This is a genomic window from Agarivorans sp. TSD2052 (assembly GCF_023238625.1).
Classification (GTDB): domain Bacteria; phylum Pseudomonadota; class Gammaproteobacteria; order Enterobacterales; family Celerinatantimonadaceae; genus Agarivorans.
Genome location: NZ_CP096670.1, coordinates 1,381,343 through 1,403,352 on the forward strand (window position 1 = coordinate 1,381,343; position 22,010 = coordinate 1,403,352).

At 43.5% G+C, this 22,010-nt stretch carries 20 protein-coding genes; 13 read left to right on the plus strand and 7 right to left on the minus strand.

Annotated elements, in window-relative coordinates; genetic code table 11:
- Window positions 1–81 precede the first annotated feature (81 nt).
- A complete protein-coding gene (locus M0C34_RS06235; protein WP_248714777.1) occupies window positions 82–795 on the plus strand; it encodes an SDR family NAD(P)-dependent oxidoreductase in 714 nt (237 codons plus the stop codon).
- On the opposite strand, the gene M0C34_RS06240 is transcribed toward M0C34_RS06235, so the two are convergent.
- Window positions 754–1,230: a 2-amino-4-hydroxy-6-hydroxymethyldihydropteridine diphosphokinase gene (locus M0C34_RS06240; RefSeq protein ID WP_248714778.1), complete on the minus strand. Its 477-nt coding sequence runs from the start codon at window positions 1,228–1,230 to the stop codon at window positions 754–756. The genes M0C34_RS06235 and M0C34_RS06240 overlap by 42 nt on opposite strands.
- A gap of 100 nt (window positions 1,231–1,330) precedes the next feature.
- Here M0C34_RS06240 and M0C34_RS06245 point away from each other — a divergent pair, with 100 nt between their 5' ends.
- From M0C34_RS06245 to M0C34_RS06265, 5 genes are all read left to right on the plus strand, one after another.
- The gene (locus tag M0C34_RS06245; RefSeq protein ID WP_248714779.1) at window positions 1,331–2,386 is read left to right on the plus strand and encodes an AI-2E family transporter; all 1,056 of its coding nucleotides are present in this window, start codon (window positions 1,331–1,333) and stop codon (window positions 2,384–2,386) included.
- Window positions 2,376–3,263, plus strand: coding sequence for a class I SAM-dependent methyltransferase (locus M0C34_RS06250; RefSeq protein WP_248714780.1), 888 nt, complete (start codon window positions 2,376–2,378; stop codon window positions 3,261–3,263). The genes M0C34_RS06245 and M0C34_RS06250 overlap by 11 nt, the downstream gene beginning before the upstream one ends.
- 111 nt (window positions 3,264–3,374) lie before the next feature.
- A complete protein-coding gene (locus tag M0C34_RS06255; RefSeq protein ID WP_248714781.1) occupies window positions 3,375–4,109 on the plus strand; it encodes a DUF1538 domain-containing protein in 735 nt (244 codons plus the stop codon).
- Window positions 4,109–4,903: a DUF1538 domain-containing protein gene (locus M0C34_RS06260; RefSeq protein ID WP_248715606.1), complete on the plus strand. Its 795-nt coding sequence runs from the start codon at window positions 4,109–4,111 to the stop codon at window positions 4,901–4,903. The genes M0C34_RS06255 and M0C34_RS06260 overlap by 1 nt, the downstream gene beginning before the upstream one ends.
- A complete protein-coding gene (locus M0C34_RS06265; RefSeq protein WP_248714782.1) occupies window positions 4,893–5,246 on the plus strand; it encodes a P-II family nitrogen regulator in 354 nt (117 codons plus the stop codon). The genes M0C34_RS06260 and M0C34_RS06265 overlap by 11 nt, the downstream gene beginning before the upstream one ends.
- Window positions 5,247–5,796: 550 nt before the next feature.
- On the opposite strand, the gene pta is transcribed toward M0C34_RS06265, so the two are convergent.
- Both pta and M0C34_RS06275 read right to left on the minus strand, forming a co-directional pair.
- Window positions 5,797–7,932: a phosphate acetyltransferase gene (gene pta / locus M0C34_RS06270; protein ID WP_248714783.1), complete on the minus strand. Its 2,136-nt coding sequence runs from the start codon at window positions 7,930–7,932 to the stop codon at window positions 5,797–5,799.
- A 71-nt stretch (window positions 7,933–8,003) separates the two neighbouring features.
- Window positions 8,004–9,203: an acetate kinase gene (locus tag M0C34_RS06275; RefSeq protein ID WP_248714784.1), complete on the minus strand. Its 1,200-nt coding sequence runs from the start codon at window positions 9,201–9,203 to the stop codon at window positions 8,004–8,006.
- A 301-nt stretch (window positions 9,204–9,504) separates the two neighbouring features.
- Between M0C34_RS06275 and yfbV the strand changes: the two genes are divergently transcribed.
- Complete coding sequence (yfbV, locus tag M0C34_RS06280) at window positions 9,505–9,966, plus strand: terminus macrodomain insulation protein YfbV (protein WP_248714785.1); 462 nt, start codon at window positions 9,505–9,507, stop codon at window positions 9,964–9,966.
- On the opposite strand, the gene rlmA is transcribed toward yfbV, so the two are convergent.
- The 4 genes from rlmA to M0C34_RS06300 all read right to left on the minus strand — a co-directional run bounded on the left by rlmA (window position 9,954) and on the right by M0C34_RS06300 (window position 15,563).
- Window positions 9,954–10,751 (minus strand): 23S rRNA (guanine(745)-N(1))-methyltransferase, encoded by a 798-nt coding sequence (gene rlmA / locus M0C34_RS06285; RefSeq protein WP_248714786.1) that lies wholly within the window; start codon window positions 10,749–10,751, stop codon window positions 9,954–9,956. The genes yfbV and rlmA overlap by 13 nt on opposite strands.
- 29 nt (window positions 10,752–10,780) lie before the next feature.
- Window positions 10,781–11,521, minus strand: a complete 741-nt coding sequence (gene pflA, locus M0C34_RS06290) for a pyruvate formate lyase 1-activating protein (RefSeq protein ID WP_248714787.1) — start codon at window positions 11,519–11,521, stop codon at window positions 10,781–10,783.
- A 91-nt stretch (window positions 11,522–11,612) separates the two neighbouring features.
- Window positions 11,613–13,895 carry a formate C-acetyltransferase gene (pflB, locus tag M0C34_RS06295; RefSeq protein ID WP_248714788.1) on the minus strand — a complete coding sequence of 761 codons (2,283 nt, stop codon included), beginning with the start codon at window positions 13,893–13,895 and terminating at the stop codon, window positions 11,613–11,615.
- A 126-nt stretch (window positions 13,896–14,021) separates the two neighbouring features.
- Window positions 14,022–15,563, minus strand: a complete 1,542-nt coding sequence (locus tag M0C34_RS06300; RefSeq protein ID WP_248714789.1) for a DUF3360 family protein — start codon at window positions 15,561–15,563, stop codon at window positions 14,022–14,024.
- Between the two features lie 843 nt (window positions 15,564–16,406).
- On the opposite strand from M0C34_RS06300, the gene M0C34_RS06305 reads away from it, so the two are divergent.
- From M0C34_RS06305 to M0C34_RS06330, 6 genes are all read left to right on the plus strand, one after another.
- Window positions 16,407–17,177: an ABC transporter ATP-binding protein gene (locus M0C34_RS06305; RefSeq protein ID WP_248714790.1), complete on the plus strand. Its 771-nt coding sequence runs from the start codon at window positions 16,407–16,409 to the stop codon at window positions 17,175–17,177.
- Window positions 17,178–17,232: 55 nt separating this feature from the next.
- Window positions 17,233–17,997 carry a transporter substrate-binding domain-containing protein gene (locus tag M0C34_RS06310; protein ID WP_248714791.1) on the plus strand — a complete coding sequence of 255 codons (765 nt, stop codon included), beginning with the start codon at window positions 17,233–17,235 and terminating at the stop codon, window positions 17,995–17,997.
- A gap of 58 nt (window positions 17,998–18,055) precedes the next feature.
- A complete protein-coding gene (locus M0C34_RS06315) occupies window positions 18,056–18,754 on the plus strand; it encodes an ABC transporter permease (protein WP_248714792.1) in 699 nt (232 codons plus the stop codon).
- A 10-nt stretch (window positions 18,755–18,764) separates the two neighbouring features.
- Window positions 18,765–19,484, plus strand: coding sequence for an ABC transporter permease (locus M0C34_RS06320; protein WP_248714793.1), 720 nt, complete (start codon window positions 18,765–18,767; stop codon window positions 19,482–19,484).
- Window positions 19,485–19,544: 60 nt separating this feature from the next.
- The gene (gene iadA / locus M0C34_RS06325; RefSeq protein ID WP_248714794.1) at window positions 19,545–20,693 is read left to right on the plus strand and encodes a beta-aspartyl-peptidase; all 1,149 of its coding nucleotides are present in this window, start codon (window positions 19,545–19,547) and stop codon (window positions 20,691–20,693) included.
- A gap of 70 nt (window positions 20,694–20,763) precedes the next feature.
- A complete protein-coding gene (locus tag M0C34_RS06330; protein WP_248714795.1) occupies window positions 20,764–21,999 on the plus strand; it encodes a cystathionine gamma-synthase family protein in 1,236 nt (411 codons plus the stop codon).
- Window positions 22,000–22,010: the final 11 nt, after the last annotated feature.

The window sequence follows — 22,010 nt, forward strand, 5'->3', positions numbered from 1 at the left end:
ATACATAGTCCTTATCGAGGGCTTGTAATGTTACTCTTTGATTTAGTTAACAATAGCAGGTTTTTTTAGGATAGATAGATTATGCCAACAGTTTTAATCACCGGTATTGGACGACGTTTAGGTTTTTTCCTTGCACATCAATTTCTTGATATGGGCTATCAGGTGATCGGTCAATATCGCAGTGAGCGTGCAGAGCTTACTGCGTTACGCAATAAAGGGGTAACGCTTATTCAAGCTGATTTTAGCCTGCGTGAGCAGCTGATTGCTTTTACCGAAGAAATCAGCCTGCAATGCAAAAGCTTGGATGTGTTAGTTCACAATGCTTCACTGTTTGTTAAAGACGACCCTAAGCATAGTTGTTTACAACAAGCCGAATTTTTTGATGCGATGTATGCGGTACACATGTTGGCCCCAAAGCTTATCAATGAAGCCTTACACCCTGCATTGTTGAAAGCGAAGGGCTCTGTCGTCATGATGACCGATATATACGCCGACCAGCCACACTCTTTGTTTCGCTCTTATTGCGCCTCTAAAGCTGGTTTGGCCAATTTGATGAAATCCTACGCGGGGCATTGGGCTCCAGAGGTTAGGGTCAATGCTATAGAACCGGGTCCCATGTTATTTTTGGACGAACACGACAAAGCGCATCGTGAACGGGTTATTGAGCAAACCCCCTTAGCTAAAGAGGGAGGCTTATTACCTATTTGGCAAACCATTCAGTTACTTATTACTAATGATTATCTCACTGCCTGCTCAATTAAAGTCGACGGTGGTCGTTCGATGGCCCAGTGGTAAGGTGTGTCCATGAGCATTTACTATTTCAAATTTGACGATACGTTCAAGCTCAGGCTGAGTCGCAAATAGTTGCTGCTTAAGAGGCGCTAAGAAAGGGTCAACAGTCAGTTGCTGTAAATCTTCAACTCGCTGAGCAGCACCGATGAGGTCGATATCTAGTGTGCGAGATTTACTGCTAGACAAGGGGTCTTTGCGATTTCTGCCAAAGCGATCTTCAAGTTGATTAAAGAACCTTTTTAAACAGGCTTCTGATTGCTGGCTACTAAACCACATTAAACCGTTTACGAAGTCTTGCTCGGCGTCTATACCTAGCGGCGTAGTTTGGATAAATGCGCTAACAGTTATTGGGCTTAAGCGTTTACTTAATTGAACTACTGCTGCTGGGATATGCTGGAGGGGCCTAATGTTGCTGCCTAAACTGCAAAGATAGTACATCTATAGCTCCCTCTTACTGATTTGCATTTATTTAGCCTTTTAGTTAAGGCATATGCAAGCTAAACTGCTGAGCATGTTCAGTTATTTCTAGGAGTGAACGGTGAATCAACCCACCTCAATACGTGATGGCTTAGTCACCGCGGCTGCTTTAGTGGTTTTGTTGGCGGGATTAAAAGCCGCCACTGCAGTGCTAATTCCTTTTTTATTGTCGATGTTTATCGCAATTATCGCCAGCCCAATTGTAAGCTTTTTGACGCGTTTTCGGATCCCTCGGGTTATATCAGTGATGATGGTATTGCTGTTTATCGTGTGCCTTATCTTGCTATTAGCGGGTGTAGTGGGGAGCTCTATTAGCGATTTCCGAGCTTCTATCCCCATCTATCGCGCACAATTGCTGGATTATTTAGCCGGGCTAGTCGCCTTAGCGGCTAAGTTTGATGTCGATTTATCAATGAGTATTGTTACCGACTATTTTGACCCGGGCATAATCCTTGGTTTGTTTGCTAATACTTTAACGGGATTGAGCGGTGCTGCAGCCAATATATTTATTATTTTGCTGGTCACTATTTTCATGTTACTTGAAGCAGATACCATGCCGCAGCGGATGCACGATGCTATCCACAATCCCGATGTACGTATGTCTCAGGTCAGTAAGTTTCTTAAAGCGGTGAATAGCTATATTGCGGTGAAAACCATGATTAGTTTATTTACGGCGATACCCATCACCATCGTGTTGAGTTTGTTGGATTTAGATTACGCTATCTTGTGGGGGATTTTGGCCTTTTTACTGAATTATATTCCCAATGTGGGGTCGCTAATTGCTGCTGTTCCACCGGTATTATTAGCCCTTTTGCAACTTGGCGCTAGCCAATCTTTGGCGGTGGCGGGCTTATATGTATCAGTGAATTTGGTGATGGGCAATATTGTCGAACCTCGGATTATGGGGAAAGGTTTAGGCCTGTCCTCTTTGGTGGTGGTGTTATCATTGATTTTCTGGGGATGGCTATTTGGCAGCGTAGGTATGTTGTTGTCTGTACCCCTAACTATGATTATCAAAATTGGCTTAGAATCGAGCAATAGTGGCCATTGGTTCTCACGGATCTTGAGCCATCCAGATGATTTGAAAAAAGAGAGTAAACAAATAGATGAAGCTTGAACTTCCGCTATTAAATGAGCAGGCCTTGCGGGTTGTTCATGGCCGTGGGCACTGTATTAAAGGGGCTGAATCATTCAATATTGAGTGGCTACCGCCCATTATGTTGATTGTGGCTTATGCACCTTTAACGAAAGAAATAACCACACAATTAGTGGATCAACTTAAAGAACAGCCATTGGTCGAAGGGATTTTTTTGCAACAACGCGATCAAGCTATGGCGCCAGTGAACCACTTGTGGGGGATAGAACAAACACCGAGTGAAGTGACCGAGTTTGGGCTTCGTTACAAAATTGAAGTGGGTACTCACCAAAATTTTGGTTTGTTCCTCGATATGGCCAAAGGGCGAGAATGGGTTAAACAACATTCTCAAGATAAACAGGTTCTCAATCTATTTTCATATACCTGTGGTTTTGCTGTCGCGGCGATTGCTGGTGGCGCCAAATCGGTGGTTAATATTGATATGAGTAAAGCAGCCTTAAGTGTTGGCCGAGACAGTTTGCGACTTAACCAATTGGATGATAAAAAAGCTCGATTTTTTGGCCATGATTTATTTAAATCCTGGGGAAAACTACGCAAACATGGCCCTTATGATTTAGTGATTGCTGATCCACCTTCAATGCAGAAGGGCAGTTTTTTGGTTGAAAAAGACTACCCTAGAATTATCCGTCAATTACCTAGCTTGTTAACTGAAGATGGCATCGCCATGCTGTGTTTAAATGCGCCATGGTTAAGCAGAGCATTTATTTTAGATGTGATAGCTGAAGAGACACCACAATTGCAATTGGTAGAGACGTTAGAGCGCCCAGCTTTAGTGTTAGAGAAAAGCCGAGATGATGGTTTGAAAGTACTCATATTTAAGAACCATTCCCTTAAATAACAATAAACTTCACAATTCGGGCTTTCACTAAGGTGCTTAGCCTAGCTGTTAAGATAGCTCTGCTAAGCTTGTATTAGTCTTTGATTAAAAGGGCTAATACAAGGAGTTAGTATGGGCTTTCGCTTGTCTCACTTATTTTCCTCTCTATTAAAAAGCCTTCGTGATATCTCACCCATTGTGGTGGTGATATTGTTCTTTCAGCTTTTCGTTCTCGATAGCCCGCTACCTAATGTATTAAGTATTTTGTCCGGCACTGCCATGGTCGTAGTAGGGCTGACCTTTTTTGTAATGGGATTAGAACTGGGCTTATTTCCTATTGGCGAAAATCTTGCTCATGCATTTGCGAACAAAGGCAGTTTGAGCGCTTTACTGGCTTTTGCATTTTGTTTGGGTTTTGGTACCACCATTGCTGAGCCCGCTTTGGTGGCGGTAGCCAAGGAAGCGGCAGAGGTTGCCGCGCAGGCATTACATATTGAAAATTCCGAAGCAAGCATGTCTGAATATGCAGCCGGATTACGTTTGAGCGTGGCCTTTGCGGTGGGGTTCGCCATCGTTATTGGGGTCGTAAGAATCATCAAAGGCTGGCCCTTATATCAAATTATTATTGGTGGCTACTTGCTTATTGTTGTTCTCACTTTGTTTGCACCGCAAGAAATTATTGGTATCGCCTATGATTCTGGCGGGGTGACTACGTCTACCATAACAGTGCCTTTAGTCACCGCATTGGGGGTAGGTTTGGCAGCTTCGATTAAGGGAAGAAATCCCTTGCTCGATGGTTTTGGTCTCATCGCCTTAGCCTCGCTTACTCCAATCATGTTTGTGATGCTGTACGGGATTATCTATTGATGGTTGCTTTCTTAGCATTTATTGAAACCCTATTTAGCACCCTTGGAGACTTGCTTCCTATTGTGGTGACTATTTTAGTATTTCAATACTTCATCATTAAAAAGCCCTTACATCAGCCAAAACAGTTATTGCTTGGTGTGCTGTTTGTCATTCTAGGTATGGTGTTGTTTTTGTTAGGTTTAGAGCAAGCTTTATTCCCTTTAGGCCAATCCATGGCCAAGCAGCTTACCAGTACTGATTTTCTAGGCTTAAGTGATTCAGTGCCCTATGTGGTATCTGAACATTGGACTGCTTATGCGTGGATTTACTTTTTTTCTGCCGCTATTGGTTTTAGTACCACGATTGCCGAGCCGTCTTTGCTGGCGGTTGCAATTAAAGCAAATGCTGTATCGGGTGGTGCGGTATCGGTGGGTGGCCTGCGTATCTCAGTAGCCTTCGGCGTAGCTTTTGGTTTGGCTCTAGGCAGTTATCGAATCGTCGTCGGTGATCCACTGCACTATTACATCATTGCGGGCTATGTGCTGGTGGTTATACAAACAGTATTTGCGCCTAAAGCTATCGTGCCGTTGGCGTACGATAGCGGTGGTGTCACTACCTCTACGGTAACGGTGCCTCTGGTTACCGCGTTAGGTTTGGGGTTAGCCGAATCGGTGCCAGGCCGTAGCCCCCTATTAGACGGCTTTGGTTTAATCGCTTTTGCTAGTTTGTTCCCGATTATTTCTGTATTGGCCTACGCGCAAATGACCCATTATTTAGCTCGATATACTTTGTCAGGAGATGACGATGAAATTTAAATTGATTTTAGCTTTTGTTGACGATCAAAAAACGACCGTTGTGTTGGACTCTGCACGGGCTGCAGGCGCAACAGGAGCAACGGTTATCAATAATGCTCGCGGCGAGGGGGTTCATCGAAAAAAGACCTTTTTTGGCTTAAATTTAGAATCTCAACGTGACGTATTACTCTTTGTAGTAGAGAGTCATTTAGCTAAACCTATTCTGAATACCATTAGTGCCGTGGCAGAGTTTGATCAAGAAGAAGGCCAAGGTATCGCTGTATTATTAGATGTTGAGGAGGCAGTAGGGGTCGCCCATCAAATTCAAGCTTTAACCCATAAAGTGCCACTTGATCAGGAGTAACTCAGTGAGTTGTGAATAAGTATTCGTTCAAGATGCAGTAAACTCATAGTTTTGTGTATAACTTTTGGGTTTTGGCATTGTTATCCACACAATCTGTGGATTAATATGTGTATGACAGCGGTGTTTTATTTTATGTTGTTGTTTTTAAAGGTTTTTGTTTGTTGTGCAAAAAAGAAGCGCCCGATTTGACGCTTTATTATAAGTATCGTTTTTCAAGTTTATTTCTCTTTATTTATTGGATTATTGAGTCATAAATAGCAGTGTGATTCAAGCTTACCTTATTTGTTGATTATGCCCTGAGTCATTTTTTGAGTTTACGCCCCCACATTTCATTGATGTCGGGGTGTCGATTCGCTGATTAATGGCTTGGTTGAAGTTTGTCTGTAAGGCAAAAAAACACGTTTCTGCAAAATATGTTGTCAATCACCCTTACCGCTGGGCAAGCCGCTTTGAATCAACATGCAGAGATTTGTAAACCTATACTGTAGCGAATTATAGGTAAAAAAAAAGCCGATCATAAGATCGGCTTCTATGGCTAATTGCGGTGTAACTATTTGCGTTGACCTGCTTGAATCGCCGTTAAGGCAATGGTGTAAACAATATCGTCTACCAATGCACCACGGGATAGATCGTTCACCGGCTTAGCCATGCCTTGCAGCATAGGGCCAATACTAATTAGGTCTGCGCTACGCTGTACCGCTTTATAAGTTGTGTTGCCGGTATTCAAGTCAGGGAAGATGAATACCGTGGCTTTACCTGCAACAGGGCTATTAGGCGCTTTGCTTTTAGCCACATTTTCCATGATAGCCGCATCATATTGCAGGGGACCGTCGATGATGAGTTCAGGACGACGTTCTTTAGCAATTTTGGTGGCTTCTCGTACTTTTTCAACGTCTGAACCCGAACCAGAGCTACCGGTTGAGTAGCTAATCATTGCTACTCGTGGCTCAATACCAAAGGCTTCAGCTGACTCTGCTGATTGAATGGCGATATCAGCTAGCTGCTCTGCAGTTGGATCAGGGTTAATTGCACAGTCTCCGTATACTAATACTTGATCAGGCAAGAGCATGAAGAAGATTGAACTGACTAAGTTATACCCTGGTGCAGTTTTAATTAGCTGCAGAGGTGGGCGAATGGTATTAGCGGTAGTATTTACCGCACCAGACACCAAGCCGTCAACTTCGTCGTTGGCTAACATCATAGTGCCTAGAACAACGTTGTCTTCTAACTGTTCTTTGGCTACCACTTCGGTTAAGCCTTTGCCTTTGCGTAATTCAACCATAGGCGCAACATATTTAGACTGAATATCGCTAGGGTTAAAAATTTCTACATTTTCGCCCAGCACAACACCTTGCTGATGAGCAATACGTTGGATGATATCAGGGTCACCTAATAAAACAGGACGGGCAATACCACGTTGTGCACAAATAGCCGCTGCTGCGATAGTGCGAGGTTCTTCGCCTTCAGGCAATACAATACGTTTGTTTGCATTGCGAGCCATTTCTGTTAATTGGTAGCGGAAAGCAGGTGGAGATAAACGACGAGCGCGTGCTGAGATTGCCGTTAATGATTCAATCCAATGTTTGTCAATGTGACCTGCTACGTAATCTTGAACCAGCTCTATGCGGTGCGAATCATCTACCGGTATTTCAGCATTGAAGCTTTGCAGCGCCAACGAGGTTTGCCAAGTATTAGAATTGATCAGCATGACCGGTAAGCCGGTAGCAAATGCTCGCTCACAAAGTTTTAATACTTGAGGTTCTGGTTGGTATCCGCCCGTTAACAATAGCGCACCAATTTTCACTCCATTCATCGACGCTAAACAAGCCGATACGATGACATCAGAGCGATCGCCAGAGGTGACCAGTAAGCTACCTGCTTTAAAATGCTCAACCATATTAGGAATACTGCGGGCACAGAAGGTTACTCGGCCAAGGCGAGTATCCATATCGCCTTCATTGATAATCACAGCATTTAAATGATTCGCCAAATCTTTAGCACGAGGTGCAACTAATGGGGCATTCCAAGGAATACAGCCTAAGATGCGCAGCGGGCTTTTACCAAACATCTGCAGTACTTCAAGATTGGTCGAATGATCTGATTTGTTATCAAACATTTCGGTAAGGTCAGGACGAGTAATTTCATGCTCGTCGATAGGCGCCCCTACTTTGTTGATGATACAACCAATGATGCGTTTGTTTTTCAAGCCACCAAAGTTGTTGCAGGCTATCTCCATACGCTCTTTTAATTGCTGCGAAGTATCGCCGCCGGGGTTGGTTACAAATACCATATCGGCATCTAACGCTTTAGCAATACCGTAGTTTACGTTAGTTGCATAAGGTGATTCAGAGGTAGGCACTAAACCTTCCACCACCACAATTTCTGCCCCTAAGGTTGCCGAATTAAAACGGGCAACAATACCTTCAAGTAAATCATCAATTTGATTAGCACTTATCAGGTTTTCTGCGTAAGACTGAGTAAATGGCTCTGGGGGAATAATATTTGACGCTTGGCGGATAATTGCTGTTGAGCGTTCTGCGCCTTTTTCACGGCTTTTGGGTTGAGCAATAGGCTTAAAGAAGTTTACGTTTACGCCATTGCGTTCCATTGCGCGAACCATACCTAGACTGACGGATGTTACACCAACACCGACGCCAACTGGGATTAACATAATTGTACGAGCCACGGCTGTACCTCTTAAGTTAAGTAGTAGAAAAGGTTAAGCTAGTGCTTAACCTTGATAGTGTTTCAGTATGACTACTGAGTTAATGCTACTGCATCTTGTGCAATAACCATTTCTTCATTGGTTGGAATAACTAAAATGGGTCTGCTATCGCTGGTGCCAATATTACCTGAATGACCAAAACGCGCATCCAAATTAGCTTGCTCATCTAGGCTAAAACCAAGCAAAGCCAGTTTTTCAACTGTCAGCTTACGCACTAAGGCCGAGTTTTCACCAATACCACCAGTAAATACTAAGGCATCTAATTTACCGTCCATGGAAGCAGCGTAAGACATAATGCTCTTAGCTAAACGGTAACAGAATACGTTCATCGCACGAATAGCGGCTTCTTTGCCTTCTGCGTAGCCCTCTTCAGCAAAGCGACAATCGCTACTTACTTCAGTTAGACCCATTAGCCCTGACTGTTTGTGTAGCATGTTATTGACTTCGGTTAAGGTGTAACCTTCACGGTCTACTAAGTGGAAAATAATAGCAGGATCAATATCGCCACAACGGGTTCCCATTACTAGGCCTTCTAGCGGTGTTAAGCCCATGCTGGTATCAAAGCTTTTACCGTTTTTAACCGCACAAATCGACGCGCCATTACCTAGGTGAGCGGTAATTACATTGGTATCTTCTATTGCTAGGCCTAAAGTTGCTGATGCTTCGCGAGCAACGAACAAGTGGCTAGTGCCGTGCATACCGTAGCGGCGGATACCTTTCTCGCGGTATAGCTTGTAAGGTAGAGCATATAGGTATGAGCTTTCAGGCATTGTTTGGTGGAAGGCGGTGTCAAATACGGCCACATGAGGGCGTTTAGGGAAACAAGCTTGAGCTGCTCTAATACCAATTAATGCGGCAGGGTTATGCAGTGGAGCTAGGCCTGAGCACTCTTGAATACCGGCGACTACGGCTTCAGTAATGATAGCCGATTGAGTGAACTTCTCTCCGCCATGAACAACACGGTGACCAATAGCAACAATGTCTTCTAAGATCTCTGGGCTTTCTTCCAGAATATTCTTAACGATAAACTCAATCGCTTCTCGGTGAGCCGCATAAGCGCCTAAACTCGCTTCTTGTTTGGTACCTTGGTTTTTCCACTTGAGGCGAGCATCTTCCAAATTGAAGCATTCTGCCAAGCCTGAAATTATTTCTTGGCCATTCTCGGCATTCAGCACGGCAAATTTTAGTGAAGAACTACCGCAGTTAAGAACGAGTACTAGCTTATTGCTCATCTATAGACACCTGTTGTTGAATTTGTTCAATTATAGTCAGTGAAAGGAAAAACGTAGGGAGTAGTAGACACGTTTTCCATTTCAAACGATCAATTACAGACACCGCCCAATTAAATTGGCCTAGTGACTTGGTCTCAATCAAGCTACACTTAAATTGTAAGCTGATTTATATGAAACCGTTCGCGCAGTAATAATACCTGAAAGGTTTTTCCAATCATATATGTCATACTAATAACTAGCTATAAATGTAAAAAAATTACTAGTTTATTGGTTTAAGTCAATTTTTGTACACGAGGTGCCCATGGGCAAATTCTCTGAAATGTTAAATGATGGTCGAAGCTATATGAAACGCTGGCCGAACCAACGAATTCTGTCTCCTTTGTTTCCTGAGAATCGCGTTATTTTTGCTACTTCATTGGCTATGAAAACCATGCCAGCTATCGCAGTGGTCACCGTAATGATGCCATATATGGCTAATTTGACTGAAATATTACCACAATCACTGATGATGGCTTTGGTGATTTTTCTGTTACCAATGCATGGGCTATATTGGCTGGGCTGCCGAGCTAATCAACTATTGCCTCCCGCATTAGCGACTTGGTATCGTGATCTTCATCACAAACTTGAAGAGGCGGGAGAGAGTATTACACCTGCAGCAACCCGGCCTCGTTACGCTGAATTAGCGGAGTTACTAAGAAAAGCCTTTAAGCGTTTTGATAAAAGTTTTGTGTTAGCCGATGATTTCAACGATCAATTACGCTGATACAATTGTAATACAAATTCAAAGTCCATCTCGAACTGTTGCTGCGTAGACAAGTGCTCTGCTAATTGTTGGTTTTTTTTCCATGCAAATGGCGTCATCATGCACAGAGCATTCATATCTTGCTGATTTAACACACTTAGTTGATTAATCTTTTGTTGCTCGACTAATTGCCAGCCTTCCATCTCTTCGGCGTCTTCGCGGTGTGATTGCACCTCTTTATAGAGTAGCTTGCGCAAATGAGATAGGTGATTAGCGCCTGGTACTACTTTCAGTAGATAGGCGTTGGCTTGGCTAACGCGAAGCAATTCTTGATTATTGCTGGGGGCAAATACTCTAACGATCCAATCAACGCTGGCATCAGCAATCGGCAGTCGATGGTTACTGGCCACAAAAAATTGCGCTTGTTTGCAGCGTTTAGCTGCCATTCTCACGCCATCTTTAGCAATATCAATTCCTATCACTGATTCTGCTTGAACCTGATGGTGTTGAATTGATTCGGTGTAGTAACCTTCGCCGCAGCCAATATCAAGTATCTTGCTCGCTTGGTAGCGATTAAGGGTTTGGTTGATTGCCGAAGCCAAAAAAGCAAAGTGACCTTGATTCAAGAACTGTTGGCGAGCTTGTAGCATCGCTTTACTGTCGCCAGGTTGCTTTGAATGCTTATGTTGCACCGCCAGTAGATTGGTATAGCCTTCTTTGGCTTGGTCAAAACAATGGCCGTTGTCACAAAACCATTGTTTATTTTGCTTGCTCAAGCTAGCTTGGCAAATTGGGCAAATAATCATTTACGCAGTAACCTTTTAACGTAGTAGTGCTAGTAAATTACTTTTGAGTGGTACTGCTGCAATATGTTCTTGATGGTTTCCATGGTGTCTTTACTAGGCGGGCTCACACCAGCTAATGGGTAGTTTTCACCCATGGCGGTCCATTTATGTTTGCCTAGCTCGTGATAGGGCAGCAACTCGATTTTTTCAACGTTATCAAATGGCGCTAGAAATTCGCCTAAATCATGAGCCGATTGTTCATCATCGGTAAAGCCTGGCACCACAACATAACGGATCCAGGTTGTTTGACCGACTTTGTTTAAGTAACGGGCAAAATCTAAGGTTCGTTTATTACTTACGCCCACTAAGTCCTGGTGAACATCATCATGCATTTGCTTAATGTCTAACATCACCAAGTCCGAGACGTCTAATAGTTCATCGATAACATCGGTATGTTTACGGACATAGCCGTTAGTATCTAAACAAGTATGAATACCTTGCTCTTGGCAGGCGCGGAATAAATCCCGAACAAATTCGGCTTGCAGAATGGCTTCGCCACCGCTAGCGGTTACACCACCGCCACTGGCATTCATAAAACGGCGATACGGGGTAAGGTCATTCATTAGCTCACTAACGGTGACTTCTTTACCGCCATGTAAGTCCCAAGTGTCACGGTTATGGCAGTATTGACAGCGCATTAAGCAGCCTTGCATAAAGGCAATAAACCGGATCCCCGGGCCATCTACAGTTCCGCAAGACTCAGTAGAATGAATTCGACCAATTTTTGACATCTGTTTCTCCAAAAAAAAACCTTGTCCAATAGTTTGGACAAGGTCAATTATAACCGTAGTTTCTGCTTAGCAGAAACTACTAAACCTTAGTTTAGATACTTTGTGTGAAAGTACGGGTAATAACGTCTTGCTGTTGCTCTGGGGTCAGTGAGTTAAAACGCACTGCGTAACCAGATACACGAATGGTAAGCTGAGGGTATTTCTCAGGATTTTCCATTGCGTCAACTAACATTTCACGGTTCATAACATTAACGTTTAAGTGTTGACCACCTTCAACATCAGCGTTGTGATAGAAGTAACCATCCATCAAACCGGCTAAGTTAGCTTTTTGCGTATCGTCATCTTTACCTAGTGCGTTTGGCACGATAGAGAAGGTGTATGAGATACCGTCTTGAGCGTTAGCAAAAGGTAGTTTAGCAACCGAGGTTAATGAAGCTACTGCGCCTTTTTCGTCACGACCGTGCATTGGGTTAGCACCAGGAGCAAAAGGAGCACCGGCTTTACGGCCATCTGGAGTAGTACCCGTTTTCTTACCGTATACAACGTTAGATGTAATCGTTAGAACCGATTGAGTTGGAATCGCATCACGGTAAGTTTTTAGCTTACGGATCTTGTTCATGAAGCGCTCAACCAAGTCAACAGCAATAGTATCTACACGATCATCGTTGTTACCAAATTTAGGGTAGTCACCGTTGATTTCGAAATCGACAGCAATACCGTCTTCGTCACGTACTGGTTTCACTTCAGCAAATTTGATTGCAGCTAAAGAGTCAGCAGCAACAGATAAGCCAGCAATACCACAAGCCATTGTGCGGCGTACATCACGGTCGTGAAGTGCCATCAATGACGCTTCGTAGCTGTATTTATCGTGCATGAAGTGAATACAGTTCAAGGCGGTCACGTATTGCTCTGCTAACCAATCCATTAATACGTCTAAGCGACCCATTACGTCTTCGTAGTTTAATACTGAATCAGTAATTTTATCGGTAACTGGAGCAATTTGGATTTTCAGCTTTTCGTCAACACCACCGTTTATTGCGTACAGCAATGTTTTAGCTAAGTTGGCACGAGCACCAAAGAATTGCATGTGTTTACCAACAACCATTGGTGATACACAACAAGCAATGGCGTAATCATCGTTGTCGAAGTCATTGCGCATTAAGTCATCATTTTCATATTGAATTGATGAGGTATCGATAGATACTTTTGCACAGTATTTCTTGAAGTTAAGAGGTAATTGCTCAGACCAAAGAACAGTGATGTTTGGCTCTGGAGAAGGACCCATAGTGTAAAGGGTATTCAAGAAACGGAATGCAGTACGACTTACTAGAGTACGACCATCAACACCCATACCACCAATTGACTCTGTCGCCCAAATGGGGTCACCAGAGAACAAATCATCGTATTCAGGAGTACGTAGGAAACGTACCATACGCAACTTCATCACTAGGTGGTCGACTAATTCTTGCGCTTCGCTTTCGGTAAGGGTACCGGCAGCCATATCACGCTCAATGTATACGTCTAAGAAAGTCGTTGTACGGCCAAACGACATAGCGGCGCCGTTCTGCGATTTAACTGCAGCTAGGTAGCCGAAGTAAGTCCACTGCACTGCTTCTTTAGCTGTTTCTGCTGGGCGAGAAATGTCACAACCGTATTTAGCGGCCATTTCTTTTATTTGAGCTAGTGCACGATGTTGCTCACTAATCTCTTCACGAAGCTGAATTGTCGCTTGTAAGTCTGAGCCATTGACCATGTCTTTTTCTAAAGAACGGTGTTGCTTAACTTTGTCCGCCATTAAGAAGTCGATACCGTATAGCGCTACGCGGCGGTAATCACCAATGATACGGCCACGGCCGTAAGCATCAGGTAAACCTGTTAGCACGCCAGACTTACGACACTTCATAATCGCGCCAGTGTATACGTCAAATACACCTTGGTTATGGGTTTTACGGTAGTCTGTGTAAATTTTGCTTACTGCTGGATCTAATTCACGGTCATAAGCTTTACAAGAACCTTCAATCATACGAATACCGCCGTTCGGGATAATCGCACGTTTAAGTGGAGCTTCAGTTTGTAAACCAACAACAGTTTCTAAGTCTTTGTTGATGTAACCAGCATCGTGAGAGGTGATGGTTGAGATTACTGAAGTATCGAAGTCAACCGGTGAGTGAGTGCGGTTCTCTTCTTTAATGCCTTCCATAACTTTGTCCCAAAGCTGATCCGTCGCTTCGGTTGCGCCAGTTAGAAAGCTCTCATCGCCTTCATATGGAGTGTAGTTAGTTTGTATAAAGTCACGAACATTAACTTCATTTTGCCATTCGCCGGCTGCAAAGCCTGCCCAAGCACTAGCAAATACATCGTTCTTCTCTGCCATTTTTTGTCCCACCTATAAGTTGGTATACAAATGAATATTCTATGGTTTAGATGTCGGTACCAAAGGCACCGGAATCAAGCCTTGGAACAAGTATAGCGCTTGTTCCAAGAGGTAAAGTTTTTAAAACTACAATAGTGCTGGAATGCCGTATTTACCTTCCAACATGCCGACTGCCAGCATCGCTACGAAACAGATTAGCAATACGGTGCCAGGAATCACTATACGGTCAATCATGGATAAGGTTTTAGGGCGTTCTTTATTACCGATAAGACCATTGTTATCTAATAACATGGTTAAGGCCCATGCCAATACTGGATTGGTTACCGCGGCTGCAAAAATACAAATACCAGCAGATTGAGAATCTTTAGTATCTTTAATCATTTGCATGCCAGCTTCTAGTAGTGGTAAGAATACACCGACTAGTAAAGCAATCTTCATTACTGGTGGCCAAACGGCGACGTCCATTGGGAACCCTAGAATGGCAATCACAATACATAGTGAGCCCAGTAAGATTGCACCACCTGGAATTGGGCGCTTAGCAATAGCTGCTGGGATCATGTATGTCCCCCAACTTGAAGTGATGTTACCACCACCTACTGCTGTACCAACAATCTGACGAATTGAACAGGTGGTCATGGTGTCATCAACATCCATGAGTACTTTGTCTGTACCACGCGGGTAGTTTAGCTCTTGGAAGATACGGTGCCCTAAGAAGTCAGGTGACCACATTGCAACCGCTAAAATGGCGAATGGTAAAGAAGCAATAAAGTGCTCAAGGTTAGGTAAACCTAACTGCCAACCTTGCTCGGTAGAGCCCCACCAGTATACAGGGTTTAGGTTAGGTAAGCCCATTTCTGTTTTAAAGGTAAGGTCGAAGCCTGCACCAAATGCAAGAGCAATGGCTAGTCCCATTACTGCACAAGCAGGAATCGCCAGCCAGCGTTTGTTGATTTTAGCTAAAAAGGCGTAGAGGATAACGGTAGCAGCTAATACCACTAAGCCTACATACCCCATTTCACCGGCGGCAACGCCAGCATCGATAGACTCTAGCCCTTTTGCCCAAGATTGGATATCGCCAATCATTGACATGGTTCCGCCAAAACCAAGGAATACTAATAAGCCCCCTGCAACACCTTCACTAGTAAGGTTAACTAGTTTTGAGCCGCCCTTGAAGAAACTTAATAAAAGACCGAATACACCCAATAGAATAGCCAGTGCTAATGGGTGTGCACCTGCTAAAGCAATTGCGCCAATTAATGGGATCATTGGTCCATGGTTACCCGCTAGGTTAGCGCGCGGGTTAAATATCCCTGAAGCAAGAACACAGAATAGTAGTGCCGGAATAAGCATTTCTACACGGGCTACTTCAATGGCAAATTCAGTACCTAGGTTTATGTGGTCCCAGCGCTCGGTAAGGCCGTCTGCCCATGCCATCATTACCGCAGAATACATCGCGATGATTCCGATGGTACCGGCGATAGCTGGAACCAAATCTTCCCACTCAAAACGGAAATCACGTCCGGGCAAGTTTATTCCCCAACGACGAGGCTTCATGATTTGCAATTCGTGATCTAAGTAATCTGAACGCGAATCAAACTCTGAAGCCGGTCGGTGGGCATCCTTATAACTCAACTCTTCGTCTTGAGTTTGGTTGGTATTGCTAGACATAATTTCCTCAAATAACAATTTAAAATTTGGTTAATCGCTAGCGCTTACGCGCCGTTTAGCTTGAGATCCTTCTCACTTGCGATAATCGCCTCATTATGACGAACAGCATATAAGGATAGTGAGTATATACACATGGATAACAGCATGCGGTTTCGCTGTAGAAGTTTAGACGGTAACGTCAGAAGTTGGTGACGCCATACTAACAAAATAAAGGTGATATTTGACAAAAATTTGTCATTAACAAAACCCGCTGCTTTGTTGTTAGTAATCACAACATCTACCTAATAATTTAGTTGGCAAAATTGTAGCAAAGTAAGTAAGAAATGGAATTTGATCTAAATCAAGAAAGCCCTGATTCGTGTAATTTTATTACTTTTTTTCTAGGTATAAAGCCGGAGATAGTCCGTGATAGAGCTAATTGTGTAATTTACTTACTAAAAGAAGGGTTTAAAGATTGGGAGCTAAATCACCAAATTGGGGCGAATTTATTGATTGTTTTTACAATAGATTAACAAGAGGTGCGTTTTCAGTTAGCCCGATGTGTGGGGTGTTTGGACACACTTTAAATTAATGTGGGTTTGAGAAAACTGAAATTAAATGCGTCTGGTTGACGGTTATCGGCTTAACTATGCACTCATCGTGAATATAAAGATGCTGGTAAAATGGCTGTTCAGGGTGTTTTGTAATCGTTGTTGTGCTAAATGCCCCATAATATGTTGAGTTTTGTCTTTTCGAATGATACTTTTTGTGGGGTTGAACGTGTAACAAAATATTTAACAATAAAAACGCGCCTCGGGAAATAAGGCTTAGTTACTCAACGTAGCTATTAACAAGGTAAAAAGTATGCAAGATGCTGCGGCACTAGAAGTATCGAATATCCATAAGGTATTTGGCGATAATGAAGTACTGAAGGGGATCGATTTAACTGCTAGAAAAGGCGACGTGATTTCGATTATCGGCTCTTCAGGGTCGGGAAAAAGCACCTTTCTTCGATGTATGAATTTACTTGAGGTCCCCACTCAAGGTGAAATTTTACTCCACGGTGAACAAATAGCATTTAAGCACGCTCGTAATGGTGAACGCCTTCCCGCCGACAATAAACAAGTAGAACGTATTCGTTCCCGCCTATCTATGGTGTTTCAAGGGTTCAACCTTTGGTCGCACATGACGGTATTAGAAAACATCATTGAAGCACCGGTACATGTTCTCGGACTACCTAAGAAAGAGGCGATTGAACAAGCCGAAGCTTTTTTAGAAAGAGTGGGCTTACACGATCGCAAAGATTACTACCCTGCACATATGTCTGGTGGGCAGCAACAGCGCGCAGCAATAGCTAGAGCATTAGCAATGAATCCCGAAGTGATGTTGTTTGACGAGCCCACCTCGGCTTTAGACCCGGAATTAGTGGGCGAAGTATTAAAGGTGATGCGTAGTTTGGCAGAAGAAGGGCGCACCATGCTGGTTGTGACTCATGAGATGGCTTTTGCTCGAGATGTATCTAATCAGGTGCTGTTTTTACATCAAGGCGTTGTTGAAGAAAAAGGCAGCCCTTCAAAAGTATTTGGAAATCCAGATTCCGAGCGTATGAAACAATTTCTTGCGCCGAAATATTAAAACTATGGAAGAAGGCGCTATAGCGCTCTAAATATAAATAAAATGGAGAAATGAAATGAAAAAAACACTAGTCGCGATGATGAGTGCTTTAGCACTAACCACTACTGTTGTTGAAGCAAAAGATTGGGAAGTCGTTCGCCTTGCGGTAGACGTGCCTTACGAACCATTTGAATATAAAGCGCCTGATGGCTCATTAACTGGTTTCGAAATCGATTTAGGTAACGCGGTTTGTGAAGAAATGAAAGTTAAGTGTGAGTGGGTTATTCAAGCATGGGATGGAATTATCCCTGGTCTGTTGGCTCGTAAATATGACGCTATCTTCTCTTCAATGTCTATCAATGAAGATCGTGCTAAGAAAGTGTTGTTCTCAGAACCATACTACAACACTCCAACCGGCTTCTTCGGCCCTAGTGCTAGCATGGTTGATCCGGCTAAGCCAGAAACCTTGAAAGGACTTCGTGTTGGCGTACAACGTGGCACTATTCAAGATACCTACGCGACAGAAAACTATTCAAAAGTAGCCGATATCAAGCGTTACACTACCGGTGATGATTTGGTTGTTGACCTTCAAGGTGGCCGTTTAGATGTAGTAGTTATTGATTTCCCGGTTGGTGTTAGCACTATCTTAGAAGTGGAAAAAGGTGCAGAGTTTAAAGCGCTAGGTGAAAACGTTCAGTTAGGTGAGGGGGTTGGTGTTGCTGCTCGTAAGCGTGATGGTGATTTGATTGAGATGTTCAACAAAGCGCTAGCTACTGTTAAAACTAACGGTACTTACGACAAAATTAACGACAAATACTTCGAATACAGCATCAAAAAGTAAACCCTTGCACTACCATTAACCCGAGCCTTGCTCGGGTTAACTTTCTAAGAGATTCATTATGCTAGATCTTCATGGTTACGGCCCTTCTATATTTATGGGGGCGATTGTTACAATTGAAGTCGCTTTTTTATCATTAGCAGTGGCATTAGCGCTTGGCATGCTGGCTGCTGTCGCTCGGCTGTCTAAAAATCGCATCGCTAATGGGGTCGCTGTTGCCTATACCACCGTGATTCGCGGGGTCCCCGATTTAGTATTGATGTTATTGATATTCTTTGGCGCCCAAATCATGGTTAATGCAGTGTCTGATTGGGTGTACGATAGTTTTGATATTGAATTTTATATCAATATTAATGAATTTGTTGCCGGTGTCACCACCATTGGGTTTATTTTTGGCGCCTACATGGCTGAGACTTTCCGTGGCGCATTTTTGGCGGTAGATAACGGCCAAATTGAAGCGGGTAAAGCTTATGGCATGAGTGCGATGCAGGTGTTTCGCAGAATAACAGTGCCACAAATGATGCGTCATGCGATCCCCGGTATTGGTAATAATTGGTTGGTATTAGTTAAGACAACCGCTTTAGTATCAGTGATTGGCTTGGCTGATATGGTGCGTTTAGCAAAAGAAGCCGCTGGCGCTGTGCATGAACCTTTTTTGTTTTTCATTCCGGTTGCATTCGTTTATTTAGCGCTAACCAGCGTGTCAGAAATTTTTCTTAAGCGGCTAGAAATTCGTTTCAGTGCTGGTACTGAAAGGTAGGGATTAAGTTATGTATGAAACTATCGAAAACTTGCTCGCCAGCAATGACATTTTTAACTTAGCCACAGTACTTACCTACTGGGACGGATTGGTAATGACTGTCCAGTTGGTATTCTTGTCGCTTATATTGGGTTTAATTATCGCTATACCTTTAGCGGTGATGAGAGCATCAGATAATTTTTTCATTAGCCGTAGCGTGTGGTTGTTTACTTATGTATTTCGTGGCACGCCATTGTTAATTCAGTTATACATTATTTATTACGGCGTAACGTATATCGAGGGCATCCAAGAATCGATGTTTTGGCCAATTGTTCGTGAAGCGTTCTATCCATGTTTGCTCGCTTTCGTACTTAATACGGCAGCTTATACGACCGAAATTTTCCGTGGTGCTATCGTAGCCACCCCCCGTGGAGAAATTGAGGCGGCTAAAGCCTATGGAATGTCCAATGCTAAAGCTATGCGAAGAATTATCTTACCCAGTGCTTTACGCAGAGCTCTACCAGCTTACAGTAATGAAGTGATCTTTATGTTACATGCCAGCTCAATTGCGAGTGTGGTGACAATTATTGATTTAACTGGCGCAGCTAGAGATGTGTATGCTAAATACTATGCACCTTTTGAAGCGTTCACCTTCGCTGCGTTAATTTATTTGTGTGTTACTTTCATGTTGGTGTTTGGTTTTAAACATTGGGAAAAACACTGGCATCGCCATTTGAGGCCACTCAGTTAAATACATACAAAGGGGGCGAAATAGCCCCCTTTGGCTATTTTAGTTTAAGAAGTAATTATCATGCTTAGTTTATTGAAAAATGCTCAGGTCTATTCTCCTCGTCCGTTAGGAACCATGGATGTGCTTATAGCAAATGGAAAAATTGCTGAAGTATCGCCAAATATCACCCTGCAAAGTAACCTTGGTTTAGTCTCTATAATTGATCTGCAAGGAGCTATTTTAGCCCCTGGTTTTGTTGATGCTTTAGTTCATTTTACGGGTGGTGGAGGTGAAGGAGGGTTTGCTTATCGCACTGCTGAATTGAGCTTTGCAGACGCAGCACCTACCGGTGTTACCACTTTAGTTGGCGCCTTAGGTACCGACAGTGTGACTCGCACGCCGGCTCAAGTACTAGGTAAGGCTCGTGAGTTATCGGCGCAGGGCTTAAGTTGTTATTGTTATACAGGGTCTTATCATCTTCCTGTTAAAACGATAACGGGCTCTATTGAACAAGACATCATTCTCATCCCCGAGATGATAGGGGTAGGCGAAATTGCCATTGCGGATCATCGCGCTAGTCAAGCTTCGTTGCAGGCGTTCATTGACGTTGTCGCTGAAGCCAGAGTTGCTGGTTTGCTTGCGGGTAAAAAGGGCATTAGCTTTTTTCATGTTGGAGACGGTAACGGTAAGTTGAATATCCTGCGAGAGATTGTTAGTTGCTCAGACTTATCAATTACTCAACTTTATCCTACTCATTGTAATCGCAATCGAGCTTTGTTTGATGACGCTTTGCTCTTCTTAGCTGAAGGCGGGGCTATAGATTTAACCACTAGCACCAGTCCTCAATTGTTGGAGCAAGGCGAAGTTAGTTGTCCTGAAGCGCTGCACGCTATTTATGATAAAGGCTTAGATTGGACCCGAGTTAGTTTCAGTTCAGATGCCAATGCGAGCCTCCCTATGTTCAACCTCGAAGGTGAATTGGTAGGTATGCAAGCGGGTAAGCTTGATAGTTTATATACAGCAGCAAGAGAGGCGGTGCAACGCTATAAGGTTCCTTTGGAGATTGCGCTGTCGGTGATTAGCGCTAATCCGGCTAAAACTTTAGGTCTGAGGGACAAAGGTCAATTAGCTAAAGGTTTTGACGCTGATTGTGTGGTGCTTGACCCTCAATCCTTGGCGATAAAACAAGTTATTGCTAAAGGGCAGAGTATTTGGACTGAACAAGTTTAAGTGGGCGTCTCGTTTTTAGACCAGTGCTGGGGCATAATAGCCCGACTTGGTTTTTAGTAGAAGTAGCCCTATGACGTTTAAAGGATTTACTACCCAGCTAGTGCATTGTGATCGCTTAGCTGGCGTAGAAGACGGTGCTGTACACGCTCCGATTCATAACTCGGTACCGTATGGATATGCCGCCACCCAAGATTTGGTCGATGTCTTTCAAGGCAAGCAAGTAGGGCATGCCTATGCGCGTCAATCCACTCCTACCTTAGATTACCTTCAACGCAAAATCGCCATGTTAGATGGTGGTATCGCTAGTTTAGTATTTGCCACCGGAATGGCGGCGATAGGCACGGTGTTTCTTACCTTGTTGAAAGCCGGTGACCACATCGTAGCGAGTCGCTTTTTGTTTGGGAATACCAGCAGTATTTTTGGCACACTAAAAGGTTATGGTATTGAAGTAACCTTAGTCGATGCAACCAGCGCAGAAGCAGTGGCTGAGGCCTGCCAAGCCAATACTAAAATGGTGTTTGTGGAAACCATTGCTAACCCTGCCACTCAAGTTGTTGATTTAGTCGGTATCGGCGAACTTTGTCAGCAGCGAGGTTTGGTTTATGTGGTAGATAATACACTAACCTCTTCTTATTTATTCCAGGCTAAGGCCGTTGGGGCCAGCCTCATAGTAACTTCATTGTCTAAGTATGTTGGTGGGCATGGCAACGCGTTAGGTGGCTCAGTTAGCGATACAGGGTTATTCGACTGGTCAAACTATGCAAATATTTTTGAGGGATACCGAAGCGGTGATTCGAAAATGTGGGGCATTAATCAGATTAAGAAAAAAGGTCTACGAGATTTTGGTGGTGCTTTGTGCTCTCAAACCGCTCACTTGTTATCAGTTGGTGCAGAAACAATGGCACTACGGATGGAGCGACAGTGTGCTAATGCACTTGCGTTAGCAAAGATGCTAGATGCTCATCCAAAAGTAGCCAAGGTATACTACCCAGGCTTAGAGCAACATCCACAACATCAACGCGCGTCTGAATTGTTTAAGCACTTCGGCGCATTAGTGAGCTTTGATTTGGTTGACGGTATCGATTGCGCCGCGTTTTTAGATAAAACTAAGGTGGTTATTAACGCAACGCATTTAGGGGATAACCGAACACTCGCTTTACCGGTAGCAGAGACCATCTATTTTGAGATGGGATTAGCGGCGCGACAAGCTTCGGGGATTAGCGAAACAATGATCCGTTGTTCTATCGGTATTGAAGATACAGAAGACTTATTGGCCGATTTTGAGCAGGCTTTACAACAGGTTTGATAGTTAGCTAA